Genomic DNA, 13,275 nt, shown 5'->3' with positions numbered 1-13,275 from the left:
CAGAAAAATATCAAAAAAATGTTAAATAACAGCAGTGAGTTTTAACTGCGCGCTGAAGGTGCTCGCTCGCCACTCAGTTGTTTCTGTGCCACGAAAAAAACAATCAACCCGGCAACCGCCGTAGCCGAACCCACGTAACCGGTAACTTGCCACCCCATACCCGCGCTTATAGCCATGCCACCTAGCCACGGGCCAATCGCATTGGCCAGATTGAACGCCGCATGATGAGAGGCCGCGGCCAAGGTTTGAGCACCGTGGGCAACGTCCATTAAGTGGGTTTGCAGGGCAGGGCCCATAGCCACCATCAATGCAACCACAAAGCAGGCAATTAAAATGCTCCAAAGGGAGCCCGCGGCAAGAGGAAACAGTGCCAGCACAACGGCAGCCCAGAGTAGAATCATACCCACACTTCTGAACTGAAAGCGATCAAAAAGCCAACCGCCCAGTATGTTGCCTACAAAACCACCTAGACCAAATACAAACAAGGCAACGGGAATCCAGATTGGCTCCACCTGAGTAACGTTCAGTAGCGTCGGGGCCAGATAACTGAACACGCAGAACATACCGGCAAATCCGACTGCACCGATGGCCAGTGGATACCAGATTTTCGGGCTATTGAACGCGCGCAACTCGCTTAGGGAACTGTGGCGTACTTCATCGCGGTTTAAAGGCAGAAAAACGAATACAAGCACTGTGGTTATTGCAGCAATAACGGCCACAAAGCCAAAGGCATACCGCCACTCCAGATGCTGCCCAAGCAATGTGGCCAGCGGGTTCCCAAACAACAAAGCCAGGGCCAGCCCCATCATGATGAAGCTTACCGCTTTAGCTCTTTGATTGAGCGGCACTAACGATGCGGCTACCAAGGCCGCAACACCGAAGTAGGCACCGTGGGGCAGGCCGGCAACAAATCTGGAAACCATCAAGGTTTCATAACTGCCAGCCATCGCACTGGCGAAATTACCCAGCGCATAAAATGCCATGAGTGCAATGAGCAGATGTTTGCGGAATAGCTGAGCACCAAATATCGCCAGAACCGGTGCACCTACAACAACCCCGAGAGCATAAGCACTGATCAAGTGCCCAACCTGAGGCTCGGTAATACCAAAATCCAGTGCCACATTGGGCATAAGCCCCATAATGGCAAATTCACCGGTGCCAATGCCGAAACCACCGATGGCAAGAGACAATATGATCAGAACGATTTTCTGGCGTGAGTAATTCGCCGTGGCAGGTGAGGGTTCAGGCATGAAATACAGAGTTCCCGGATTGGTAAAGTAGCAGCCGGGCATTGTATCTTAGGGCGTACTTACATACGACAAGAGGGCTGAACGGTGATCATCAATGTATCGTAACCGGGACATAATCGCGCGACTGCGTGAGGACATTCCTACATTCGAGTGTGTGCCCGGTTGCCACGATTGCTGTGGCCCGGTAACAACCTCTTCAGAAGAGATTTCACGTTTACCTGTGAAAACAAATGCCGAGCACGAAGCTGCGCTGAATGAGTTCAACTGCGTACACCTAGGCCCGGATGGGTGCACCGTGTACGAAGAACGCCCGTTGATTTGCCGGTTGTTTGGTACGACCCCGCGCATGCCGTGCCCCAGAGGTCGCCGCCCGGAGAACATGGTTGATACTGAAACCGAGCGTCAGGTGCATCACTATATTGCGACCACACGGCAGGTTTTGGTGTGAGCTGATCTGTTGCGGTAAAAAACATCAGACAGCGATTTCGATCCTTACTTGCAAACCACCTTTTAACCCGTTTGAAAACGAAATCTCGCCGCCATACCGATCAACTATCTCGCGCACGATAGCAAGGCCAAGCCCGTGTCCGGGTGTTTGTTCATCCAACCGTTTTCCTCTTTTGCCCAAGTGAATTCGTTTATCTTCTGCAACCCCGGGACCATCATCTGTGACAATGACCTGAACCAAACCAGTGCTTTGTTCCAAAGAGAGCTCAACGCATTCTGACGACCACTTCCCCGCATTATCGAGCAAGTTCCCTAATATTTCGTTCAAGTCGTGCTCCTCTATCGGCCAGCGAAACTCCTCAGTGAGTGACGTCGATAGCTCAAACGACTTTTCTGGATAGAGACGACCCAACATCCACAGTAGATCTCGAGCCTGTTTTACCGGATATGCACTTTTGCCCACCTGTGGTCCGGCAAACTGGCTGCGGCGCATCTCTGCTTCCAGTTGTTTGTCGATATCACTTAAGCGCGACCCCATCTCATGTCTCAATTCATCATTAAGCGGCCGGCTGGTATCTTCGAGAACCTGCCTGACGGCAGCGATGGGCGTTTTAACGCTGTGAGACAGGTTTGCGAGCGCTTCCCGGGAGCGCTCAAGCCGCTGGTCCAGAGAGTCCAGAAGTTGGTTGAGTTGTTGCACCAGTGGCCGGAATTCTTCCGGGGCCTCCACGTTTATCCGGGAAATTTCACCGCTCTGTAGACGTTTTAGAGTCGCCTTCAGTGATACAACTGGCCGCATCGACAAACTAATTCCGAACCAGATAATCCCCACGAGCAACAAGATCAACAATATCGATACAATTGCGGTCCAGACATGCAGCTCAGCTTGGCTGTTTTGTAGCGCGCCCATGTCTTCTGAAACGATCACGGTAATAAGGGTGTCGTTCACCAAAAAGGATTTTCGATAGGCGAGGATATCGGAGGGTGCATCAGATATTTCGGCGCCGTGTACTCTGATACTTTTCTGCTCATCCGATTTCAGTAATGGCCTCAGCAACGGATGCCAGGATTGGGGGGATATGACCGTTTGAGCGGAAGACTGGATAGCAAAGGCATGATGGAATACTTCTTCAAAATAATCCCCAGTCTGAAGCATGTCTATCTGGCCGCCGGCTTGGCGAATATGGTGCTCTAGAAAAGCCACTTCATCCTTCAAGCGGCTCTCCACAAATTCCCGGGACATTCGCTCCAGAAGCAATCCGTGCACAAACCATGCGATGGCCATCAAGCCAATGCCTGCGGGTAATAGCAGGAGCAGAAGTGCCCCTTTTATGGACACAGGCTTTCTAAACAGAGTCATTAAACAGATATCCCTGACCGCGCCGCGTTGCGATGGTTTCTGCGCCAACCAGTTTTCGCAGGCGCCGGATGTATGCCTCGATGATATTTTCGTTGGGGCTTTCGTTTAGATTATATAGCTGCTCCATGAGCTGCTCTTTGGAGAATATATGACCAGGCCGTCCCATCAGACAGCGCAGTAACCGGAATTCCGTACCGGTCAGGCTGTGTTCGGTGCCATCTTCGATTTGCAGGCATTGCCGATTCTCGTCGAGCTCAAACCGCCCCACTTTTACCGTTGAGTGAACCCTGCCTTCGCTTCTGCGCATGATGGCGTTCAAACGGGCAATCAGCTCTTCCGTTTGAAAGGGTTTGGCCAGGTAGTCATCTGCGCCAGCTTTGAGGCCGTTTACCTTATCTTGCCAGTCCCCCCTTGCGGTGAGGATCAGTACCGGAAAAGTGACTTTGCTTGATCGCCACTTTCTCAGCACATCCAGACCGTTTCCATCTGGCAGCCCGAGATCGAGCACGCCTGCTTTGTAGTCTTCCTGTTCTCCTAAAACTACCGCCTCTTTGGCTGTGTGGGTGATATCCACACTGAAGCCAGCCTTCTCAAGTTGGCTGGTAAGCCCCTCCGCAAGCAGTCGGTCATCCTCCACCAGCAGTAGTCTCATGTATCGCTTCCTTTTTTAAGTCAGAACAGGCAACAGCAGTGTCGCTTATCAAACTGAATTGAGCCTGAACTGCAAATAAATCCGGATTTTCAGAAAGAGTTCAGGTTCGTGCGCGATGGTATCAAGCGTTTTAGCACAACATTCACGTTGCGGGGCAAACGCAGATTTCGAACGCACGTTACGCCGCACCATAGGAGAAGGTTTAATGAGTCTAGCAAAGTTCGCAGTTGCAGCAGTTGCCATGTCAATTTCGTTAACAGCACTAGGCGCGGGTACCCACGGAGGCGGACACGGTCAAAGCGCCAAGAGCGGCGAACCGGGTAAAGCGTCTGATGCCAGTCGCAGCATTACAGTGGAGATGTATGACAACTACTACGAGCCTGAAGCTATCGAAGTCAAACCAGGAGAAACGGTGCGTTTTGTGGTTCAGAACAAAGGTCAATTGGTGCACGAGTTCAACATTGGCACCCCCGAGATGCACGAAGCCCATCAAAAAGAAATGATGATGATGGTTGAGCACGGCGCTATTCAGGGCGGAAAGCTCAATCACGACATGATGGAAATGGATATGGGGCACGGCAAGTCCATGAAGCACGACGACCCGAACAGCGTGCTGTTAGAGCCGGGAGAGAGCCAGGAAGTCATCTGGACGTTTTCTGAAAAGGGCAATATCGAGTTTGCCTGCAACGTGCCAGGGCACTATCAGGCAGGCATGTACGGCGAAGTAAATTTCAACTGAATACTTTCGAACAAGTAACAGTTTATCGCGCCCGCTCAATAGCCGGCGCGTTGGGATCTTTGAATACGACGAAGTAGTTCGGGAGCAGTTGATCATGAAGAGGACTCTTGTCGCAGGCACTTTAAGCCTGCTTTTACCCGCTATTGGCTTAGCGGGTGAATACAACCTGACCGTGGACCGAGTGACAATCGATACCGGGGAATTTGTGAAAGAGGGGGTAGGTTACAACGGCAAATCTCCCGGCCCCACTTTACGCTTCAAAGAGGGAGAAGAGGTTTCCATCAACGTTACCAACAACCTTGACGAGATGACCTCTATTCACTGGCACGGTTTGATTCTTCCCTTTGAGCAGGATGGTGTTCCGGGGATCAGCTTTCCTGGCATCAAACCCGGGGAGACGTTCACTTACAAGTTTCCCATTACACAATCGGGAACTTACTGGTTCCACAGCCACTCGGGCTTTCAGGAGCCGGAGGGGGCCTTTGGTTCCATTATCATCGAACCAGAAGGGCGAGAGCCGTTTCGCTACGATCGCGAATACGTGGTTCAGTTGACGGATAAGCACCCGCACGCCAGCGAACGGGTTATGCGCAACCTCAAGATAACGCCGGATTACTACAACCGTAAACAGCAAACCGTGGGTGAGTTCTTTTCAGACGCTTCAGAAAACGGCTTCCTGAACACTGTGAAAGAACGCTTGGCATGGGGCGACATGCGCATGATGCAGGCCGATGTTGAGGATCTGCAGGGTTTTACCGGCATGATTAATGGCAAAGGTCCGGAACAGAACTGGACAGGTCTCTTTGAGCCCGGCGAGCGAGTTCGGCTGCGTTTTATCAACTCATCCGCAATGACCTATTTCGACATCCGGATTCCGGGCCTGAAAATGACCGTCGTGCAGGCCGATGGCAATAACGTACAGCCGGTCAATGTGGATGAATTCCGTATCGGCGTCGCGGAAACCTACGACGTGATCGTTCGGCCCAAGGACGAGCAGGCCTATACGATTTTTGCCGAGTCCATGGGACGCTCCGGCTATGCGCGAGCAACGCTGGCGCCAGAGGAGGGGATGGAAGCGCCTGTTCCCGGATTACGTGAGCCCGCACGATTGACCATGGCGGACATGGGCGGCATGCCGGGAATGGATCACGGGGATATGCCCGGCATGGATCACGGCGACATGGGCGATCACGGTGACATGGTCGGCGAAAACGAGATGGCCGATATGTCTGATATGGATCATTCCCGGATGGAGGGTATGGATCATAGCTCGATGACGATGCCCGAGGGTGGTGCAAGTGATCCCTTTTACGCCAAAGGCAGCGGGCTGGTTCCGACCGCAGCCAATGGCGGCAAATTCCTCTCCTACGCCGACCTCAAAGCACAGAAGCCACTTTACGAAGAACGGGAGCCTGCACGGGAAATCGAGTTGCGCCTCACAGGCAACATGGAACGCTATACCTGGAGCATCAATGGCGTTAAATACGAGGACGCTGAGCCCATACGCCTGAAATATGGCGAACGAGTTCGCTTCAAATTTGTAAACGAAACCATGATGACGCACCCCATGCACCTGCACGGTATGTGGTCGATTCTCGATGTTGGCGCGGGCCAATGGAATCCGATCAAACACACCGTCAGTGTGCAGCCTGGTACCACGGTTTACATGGAAACCGAAGTGGATGCGCCTGGGCAGTGGGCCTTCCATTGCCACCTGACTTACCACATGGCGGCTGGCATGTTCCGAAAAGTGATTGTTGAGGGTGGGCCGGAATCGACACAGGCCGCATCCAGTGAGCAGCTGAGCGAAGTTGGGGGTGACGTATGAAGCTTTGGATACCGGTGATTGCAAGCGCGGTTGTGAGCCTGAGTGTCATACCGGTGTTGGCATCCGCTCAAGAACGGATGCCGGACACCACCCAGCGCAAGCAACCGCTGAAGGTGTGGGGTGCGCAGTTCGAAGAGCTTGAATACCGTTACAGTGACGACGATGAGGAAGCAGGCGTCTGGGACGCGGATTTCTTCTACGGCACTGACAATTTCAAAGCTCGCTGGCTTACTAGTGGCGAGTATTCCTTCGAAGAGCGAGCCTACGAAAAACTCGAAAATCAGTTGGTCGGGCAAATTCCCATATCCAAGTTTTTCGACGCAAAAGCCGGGGTACGATTCGACACTCCGGAAGGCCCGGATCGAACCTATGCAGTTCTCGGTGTGGCAGGCCTGGCGCCGCAGTGGATTGAAATTGATGCGAACCTATACGTGAGCAAGGACGGCGACACCTTCGCTGATCTCGATGCGGAATATGAGTTGCTGCTCACCAATTACTGGATACTCACAGCGACCTTCGATGCAACGGTGGCATTCAGCGAGGATCGAGAAATTGGAGTCGGCAAGGGCCTGGTATCCACAGAAAGCGGATTACGGTTGAGCTACGACCTGATTGACCGCGCCTTCTCGCCTTACGTGGGTGTTGTTCACGAACGTAAATACGGTGACACGGCGGATTACGCCAGAGCCGGTGTCGGAAGCACAGAGGATTGGTTTGCGGTTATTGGGGCTCGGCTCTCCTTCTGAGGTGACAAACAGGCCAGGGCAGCAGCCCCTGGCCTGTTTCTTCATACATTGATGTAACGCAAATTACGGTATGCGTGGGTCTTTTGCGCTCCGATTTTCAGTTGTAATTCAGTTGGACATGTTCTGATGGAGACTGGGACACGGGTTGAGAGGTGCAACATCATGACTAAAGTCCACAAAGCAACAAATCAGGAGCAGTTTCTGCTTCGGCGCAAGCTGACGGTTGAAGGCCTTTCTGAGGTTCAATGGAGCGACTTGATCCAGGAGCTGAACCATCATCCATGTGTGGATTTTGCGGAGGCTAAACCGGAAGGAAAGCTGATTGCTGTGTTTGATGGAACACATTGGTCCACTGACGAGTTGGTTGCTCTTGTTGAAGCTAACGGGGGGCGTTTAAAAAGCGGTTGGTGGCACCGACAAAAGCTCGCGTGGTATCGGTTCACCGATGACAACGTCCGTGCAAACGCAAAGCATGAGCCGTTTTGCTGTTCGAAAATCCCACCCATGAAAAAATAACAGGAGTTTCAATGAGCAGGGAGCAAGACAGAACCACTCGCTACAAGGAAGGTAGCCTGAGCCTATCAGGGACCGTCATGCTGGGCACCGGCGTCATGATTGGCGCCGGTATCTTTGCGCTGACCGGACAAATGGCCCAGATGGCCGGGGCTCTTTTTCCACTGGCCTTTCTCGCGGCAGCAATCGTTGTGTCGTTCAGCGCCTACTCCTATATCAAGATTTCCAATGCCTACCCATCGGCGGGTGGTATTGGCATGTATCTTCATAAGGCTTATGGGGACAAGCTGGCAACGGCATTTAACGCGCTATTGATGTATTTCTCCATGGTGATTGCCCAGAGCTTCCTGGCTCGAACATTCGGGTCATACACCATGCAATTGTTCGGCGGCGATGAAAGCGGGCGCATGGTTTCCATCCTGGGTGTGTCGCTGATTGTTGCGGCATTCCTGATCAACTTGCTTGGTAACCGCTGGATTCAGGGCACAGCGTCGTTGATCGGGATCCTCAAGATTGGCGGTATTCTGGTGTTTGGTTTGGTGGGTGTCTGGCTGGCGGACAGCCTTGCGGTCGATTTTTCCAGAAGTGGTGAGGCTGGCACTGCCGGCAACTTTCTGGGTGCAACGGCACTGGGCATCTTGGCCTTCAAGGGGTTCACCACCATTACCAACAGCGGCTCCGAGGTGAAAAACCCGCATCGCAATGTCGGTCGCGCGATTGTCATCTCCATTGCCGTCTGCGTTGTGCTCTACACACTGGTGGGATTCGCTGTTTCGAGCAACCTCTCCCTCTCTGAAATCATTGAAACCCAGGATTACTCTCTTGCAGCGGCAGCGCGCCCGGCACTGGGTGACTACGGCCTGTGGTTCACCGTGGTGCTCGCCATGATGGCAACGGCCGGAGGCATTCTCGCAAGTATTTTTGCAGTCTCTCGCATGCTGGCCATGCTGACCGAGATGAAGCTGGTGCCCCATAGCCACTTTGGAATGCCTGGCAGCATCCAGAAACACACTCTTGTATACACCGTGGTGCTCGGCCTGGTTCTGACCGCTTTCTTCGATCTATCAAGAATTGCAGCACTGGGCATTGTGTTTTATCTGATCATGGATATATCCATTCATTGGGGCGTGCTGCGCTACCTGCATCAGGATGTGAAGGCTGCGAGATGGGTACCAGCGGTGGCGATCATCCTGGATTTAATGATTCTGGGCGGCTTTGTGTGGGTCAAGCTGAACACCGACCCCTTTGTAATAGGCGTGGCGGTGGCCACAATGGTTGTAATAGCGGTTGCCGAGCAGATATTCCTGAAGTCGTCCGCTAGAAGAAAGTCGCTAAACAGTGATGAATCTCATGAACACCATCACTGACATTCAACACGCAAATCGGAGGGTAACCCCATGATGGAAGGGGATATGTTTGGGAATACAATGTGGGCAGGGCATTGGCTATGGATGCTGGTCATCGCCATTGTTGTGGTCATACCCGCGTGGCGGATCTGTCAGCGTACCGGTTACCCCGGTTGGATGGGAATATTGATCCTTATACCGATGGTAAACCTGGTTCTTCTATATTTCGTTGCGTTTGCGGATTGGCCGGCAGATAAAGCAGGAGCGCGTAATGAGTGAGCATCACGATGAACACGCTGTTAAAGACCCGGTTTGCGGAATGTCTGTAGACCCCCATGCCGCGGAGCATCGCAGCCGGCATGCTGGCAAAAACTGGTATTTCTGTTCTTCCCGATGTCAGACGAAGTTTGATGAAAGCCCGGATAAATACCTCGGGGAGAAACAGGAGCCTGCGGAGCCGGCAGCCCCCGGAACCATGTTTACCTGCCCGATGCACCCGGAGATTCGTCAGCAAGGGCCTGGAGATTGCCCGATTTGCGGCATGGGTCTGGAGCCGGAACAAGTGAGCCTCGACGACGGGCCTTCGGCAGAGCTTACGGATATGACTCGTCGATTCTGGATTGGACTGCTTCTCGCATTTCCGGTGTTTTTGCTTGAAATGGGCGGCCACCTCACAGGCCTCGATCACATCATCTCGCCGCAAACTTCTAACTGGATTCAGTTGGTGCTGGCAACGCCTGTTGTTGTCTGGAGTGGTTGGCCGTTCTTTGTGCGAGGCTGGAAATCAGTTCTCAGCCGCAACCTGAACATGTTCACGTTGATCGCAATGGGTACTGGCGTTGCGCTGATCTATAGCCTTGTCGCGACTTTGGTTCCACAGATTTTCCCCGATGCTTTCCGCCAGGTGGATGGCTCGGTCGCCGTTTATTTCGAAGCAGCTGCCGTTATTGTGGTGCTTGTGTTGCTTGGGCAAGTGCTGGAACTCCGTGCTCGAGAGAAAACCTCGGGTGCGATAAAAGCCCTGCTGGATCTGGCCCCGGCCACGGCAAGAAAGCTGGACGATGACGGGGGTGAGTCCGACGTTTCTCTTGATCAGGTGAAGGTCGGTGATCGTTTGCGAGTACGCCCGGGCGACAAAGTGCCCTTGGATGGAGAGATTCTTGAGGGGCGCTCCAATGTCGACGAATCCCTGGTGACGGGTGAACCCCTGGCTGTGAGCAAGCAGACGGGTGATCAGGTGATTGGTGGCAGCATGAACCAGCAAGGCGGCTTCATCATGCGAGCTGACAAAGTCGGGCGCGACACCATGCTGTCGCAGATTGTGCAGATGGTAGCCAATGCGCAACGCAGCCGTGCACCGATTCAGGCATTGGTAGACAAAGTGTCCGGCTGGTTTGTTCCAGTGGTCATCGTGATCGCCGTTATTGCCTTTATTGTCTGGTCCGTCGTCGGGCCAACGCCTCCAATGGCCTATGGCCTTATTGCAGCGGTGAGCGTGCTGATTATTGCGTGCCCATGCGCTCTTGGTCTGGCGACGCCTATGTCAATCATGGTTGGCGTAGGGCGGGGCGCACAAAATGGTGTGTTGATCCGTGATGCCGAAGCGCTTGAGCGTATGGAGAAGGTCGATACGGTGGTGGTCGATAAAACCGGCACACTGACCGAAGGTAAGCCCAAGGTGACGAAACTGGTTCCGGCTAACGACTTCAGTGAAGAAGATCTGATGCGATATGCCGGTGGACTGGAGAAGGGCAGTGAGCACCCGCTTGCGCATGCGATTCTTGATAAAGCCAAAGCCATGGAACTTGCCTTGCCGGATGCAGAGGAGTTCGACTCGCCCAATGGTAAAGGTGTAACCGGCAAGATTGATGGGAAAAGCGTTCTGATTGGTAACCGGTTGTTGATGGAGTCACAAGGTGTCGACACCTCTGCCTTTGAAGAAAAGGCGGATCAGCTTCGTGTGGATGGAGCGACGGTGATATTCACCGCAGTGGATGGTCAGGTTTGTGGGTTGATTGCCATTGCAGATCCCATAAAACCAACCACCGAAGCAGCTATAACCTCGTTGCAGAAGGACGGCATCCGCGTGGTTATGCTGACAGGGGATAACCAGACCTCTGCCGAAGCCGTTGCCCGCAAGCTCCATATCGATGAAGTCAAAGCAGAAGTGCTGCCAGAGGACAAAGCGAAGATCGTTCAGCGGTTCAAGGATCAGGGCCGTATCGTGGTCATGGCCGGAGATGGCGTGAACGACGCACCGGCGCTGGCAACGGCCGATGTGGGCATTGCCATGGGTACCGGCACAGATGTGGCGATTGAAAGCGCGGGCGTAACCCTTTTGCGTGGGGATCTGATGGGTATTGTGGAAGCGCGCCACTTATCAATCGCGACCATGCGCAACATACGGCAAAACCTGTTTTTTGCCTTTATCTATAACGCGGCGGGTATACCGATTGCGGCCGGTGTGCTTTACCCGCTCGCAGGGATTCTCTTATCACCAATTTTTGCAGCTGCAGCGATGTCACTGTCTTCGGTGAGCGTCATTGCCAATGCGCTGCGATTGCGGGTGGTTAAGTTGAAATAAACAAGGTTTGAGGAGTTCTTGAACAGAGGTACAAAGATATGATCGGTAGGTTAAAACTGACCTTGGGCATTCTTACGATCGGAGTGATCAGCGGCTGCAGTGACGGGACGGTAGATGGCCGCTGGTACACCCAAACCCAGGTCGAGCGTGGCGCAACCGTGTTCGACAGCAACTGCGCAAGCTGTCACGGCTCAAACGCACAGGGGGCCTTTAATTGGAGAAAGCGACTTGAGGATGGCTCCTATCCGCCGCCGCCACTTAACGGAACGGGGCACGCCTGGCACCATCCATTCGACATGCTGATGGGTACGATCAATCAGGGTGGCGCTCCCATGGGTGGCCAAATGCCCGCGTTCGGAGATGAACTCTCCAAGGACGATCAAAAAGCCGCTATCGCGTTCTTCCAAAACAAATGGGATAAACGGATTTATGATGCCTGGGCTGAACGGAGTGGGCTCTGATCATAATGTGCTTTACTACAAAGAGGGTTGAAATGCATCCGCTGGAATAGGGGAGAATGGGTATGTCCTCAAATAGCCAAAACCACGCGACCATATACCGCATGGTGATGAAAAATCATTTATGTCCTTTTGGCCTTAAATCGATAGACCTGCTTGAGCGTAAAGGTTTTGAGGTTGAGGATCATCACCTGGAAACCCGTGAACAAACCGATGCATTTCAGAAGAAGCACAATGTTGATACTACACCTCAAACCTGGATTAACGGCCACCTGATTGGTGGGTACGATGAACTGCGGGAGTATTTCGGAAAAGAGGTAAAAGGAAGCGACGAAACCAGCTACACACCGGTCATTGCAATATTCGGGCTGTCCTTTCTTATGGCGTTCGCCATGAGCTGGGATGCCTACGGTAGCATCCTGACGGTTCGCGCTATTGAGTGGTTTATCTCCGTTGCCATGTGTTTACTCGCCGTACAAAAGCTGCAGGACATTGAAAGCTTCTCAACAATGTTTCTCAACTATGACCTGCTGGCCCAAAGGTGGGTGCGATACGGCTATCTGTATCCGTCTGGAGAAGCGTTGGCGGGGGTATTGATGATATCAGGCGCGCTCACCTGGCTCTCTGCACCTATCGCACTGTTCATTGGCTCCATAGGCGCATTTTCGGTATTTAAAGCGGTGTATGTGGACAAGCGCGAGCTGAAATGTGCTTGTGTGGGTGGAAACAGTAACGTGCCTTTGGGGTTCGTATCCTTAACCGAGAATTTGATGATGATTGCCATGGGTTTGTGGATTTGGGTCAAATAATGAACCCAGGTAAAATATGCGTTTCGAGTTAAACACGAAAAGTTCCTTGTAAACTATAAGACTGTTATAACGGCCCGAGCTTTTATGAGCACGGGCCGTTATACCGATAGATTTTATAGACAGCTTCTAATGCCAATCAACTTTTACGTTTTGGTTATTTCTTGTGCATCTTGCTCATCATAATATGCATCTTTTTATGATGGCGTTTTAGTTCCATTTCGCTCATTTTCATATGCATTTTTTCATGATGAATACTCATCTCCGTAATATCCATAGTGCTTTCAGTTTTTTTGTCCGGGAAGCTTCGTGCCTCGTTTATCCGATCTGCTAAACCAGAGTTTGCATGCACCATAGTGGAGAACAAAGCTGTGATAGCAGCAGCGATAATGATATTTTTCATGTTGGACTCCTCGCTCTGAATTACCGATAATTGCACTGTAATTCAGCTTGGTTTCAGGTTTGTGTGTTGTACTTCTCGATATTCAAGGTGCCGCTAGCGCGAGATAGTAGTGCCAACGGCTCTTGAACTTTTGCGAGTTGATT

The 13,275-nt window shown here is 52.4% G+C and carries 14 protein-coding genes; 10 read left to right on the top strand and 4 right to left on the bottom strand.

The genetic code is table 11. The features are described from left to right. Positions 1-41 precede the first annotated feature (41 nt). The gene (locus MWU62_RS09885) at positions 42-1,250 is read right to left on the bottom strand and encodes an MFS transporter (RefSeq protein WP_247114685.1); all 1,209 of its coding nucleotides are present in this window, start codon (positions 1,248-1,250) and stop codon (positions 42-44) included. A 94-nt stretch (positions 1,251-1,344) separates the two neighbouring features. Between MWU62_RS09885 and MWU62_RS09880 the strand changes: the two genes are divergently transcribed. After that, positions 1,345-1,698 (top strand): YkgJ family cysteine cluster protein, encoded by a 354-nt coding sequence (locus tag MWU62_RS09880; RefSeq protein WP_247114684.1) that lies wholly within the window; start codon positions 1,345-1,347, stop codon positions 1,696-1,698. 24 nt (positions 1,699-1,722) lie between these two features. Here the strand turns inward: MWU62_RS09880 and MWU62_RS09875 are convergent, their stop codons facing one another. Both MWU62_RS09875 and MWU62_RS09870 read right to left on the bottom strand, forming a co-directional pair. Next, a complete protein-coding gene (locus tag MWU62_RS09875; RefSeq protein ID WP_200364503.1) occupies positions 1,723-3,057 on the bottom strand; it encodes a sensor histidine kinase in 1,335 nt (444 codons plus the stop codon). Beyond that, positions 3,044-3,709 carry a response regulator transcription factor gene (locus MWU62_RS09870; RefSeq protein WP_247114683.1) on the bottom strand — a complete coding sequence of 222 codons (666 nt, stop codon included), beginning with the start codon at positions 3,707-3,709 and terminating at the stop codon, positions 3,044-3,046. The genes MWU62_RS09875 and MWU62_RS09870 overlap by 14 nt, the downstream gene beginning before the upstream one ends. A 205-nt stretch (positions 3,710-3,914) precedes the next feature. Between MWU62_RS09870 and MWU62_RS09865 the strand changes: the two genes are divergently transcribed. From MWU62_RS09865 to MWU62_RS09825, 9 genes are all read left to right on the top strand, one after another. Next, on the top strand, positions 3,915-4,448 hold the full coding sequence (locus MWU62_RS09865; RefSeq protein ID WP_247114682.1) for a cupredoxin domain-containing protein: 534 nt from the start codon (positions 3,915-3,917) through the stop codon (positions 4,446-4,448). 94 nt (positions 4,449-4,542) lie between these two features. Further along, a complete protein-coding gene (locus MWU62_RS09860; protein ID WP_247114681.1) occupies positions 4,543-6,276 on the top strand; it encodes a copper resistance system multicopper oxidase in 1,734 nt (577 codons plus the stop codon). Then, positions 6,273-7,022 carry a copper resistance protein B gene (locus MWU62_RS09855; protein WP_247114680.1) on the top strand — a complete coding sequence of 250 codons (750 nt, stop codon included), beginning with the start codon at positions 6,273-6,275 and terminating at the stop codon, positions 7,020-7,022. Before MWU62_RS09860 ends, MWU62_RS09855 begins: the two co-directional genes overlap by 4 nt. 162 nt (positions 7,023-7,184) lie before the next feature. Continuing rightward, positions 7,185-7,538: a hypothetical protein gene (locus MWU62_RS09850; protein WP_200364514.1), complete on the top strand. Its 354-nt coding sequence runs from the start codon at positions 7,185-7,187 to the stop codon at positions 7,536-7,538. An 11-nt stretch (positions 7,539-7,549) separates the two neighbouring features. Beyond that, positions 7,550-8,902, top strand: a complete 1,353-nt coding sequence (locus MWU62_RS09845) for an APC family permease (protein WP_200364516.1) — start codon at positions 7,550-7,552, stop codon at positions 8,900-8,902. A gap of 30 nt (positions 8,903-8,932) precedes the next feature. Then, complete coding sequence (locus MWU62_RS09840; RefSeq protein ID WP_200204630.1) at positions 8,933-9,160, top strand: hypothetical protein; 228 nt, start codon at positions 8,933-8,935, stop codon at positions 9,158-9,160. Then, the gene (locus MWU62_RS09835; RefSeq protein ID WP_247114679.1) at positions 9,153-11,465 is read left to right on the top strand and encodes a heavy metal translocating P-type ATPase; all 2,313 of its coding nucleotides are present in this window, start codon (positions 9,153-9,155) and stop codon (positions 11,463-11,465) included. Before MWU62_RS09840 ends, MWU62_RS09835 begins: the two co-directional genes overlap by 8 nt. A 38-nt stretch (positions 11,466-11,503) precedes the next feature. Then, the gene (locus MWU62_RS09830) at positions 11,504-11,926 is read left to right on the top strand and encodes a cytochrome c (protein ID WP_247114678.1); all 423 of its coding nucleotides are present in this window, start codon (positions 11,504-11,506) and stop codon (positions 11,924-11,926) included. Between the two features lie 62 nt (positions 11,927-11,988). After that, the gene (locus MWU62_RS09825) at positions 11,989-12,732 is read left to right on the top strand and encodes a glutaredoxin (protein ID WP_247114677.1); all 744 of its coding nucleotides are present in this window, start codon (positions 11,989-11,991) and stop codon (positions 12,730-12,732) included. Between the two features lie 154 nt (positions 12,733-12,886). Here the strand turns inward: MWU62_RS09825 and MWU62_RS09820 are convergent, their stop codons facing one another. Continuing rightward, complete coding sequence (locus tag MWU62_RS09820) at positions 12,887-13,132, bottom strand: hypothetical protein (protein ID WP_247114676.1); 246 nt, start codon at positions 13,130-13,132, stop codon at positions 12,887-12,889. Positions 13,133-13,275: the final 143 nt, after the last annotated feature.

Origin of the sequence: Marinobacter sp. S6332 (genome assembly GCF_023016045.1) — a bacterium.
GTDB lineage: Bacteria > Pseudomonadota > Gammaproteobacteria > Pseudomonadales > Oleiphilaceae > Marinobacter.
Note: the sequence above shows the minus strand (reverse complement) of the source record. Positions and strands in the feature narration are given on the sequence as shown.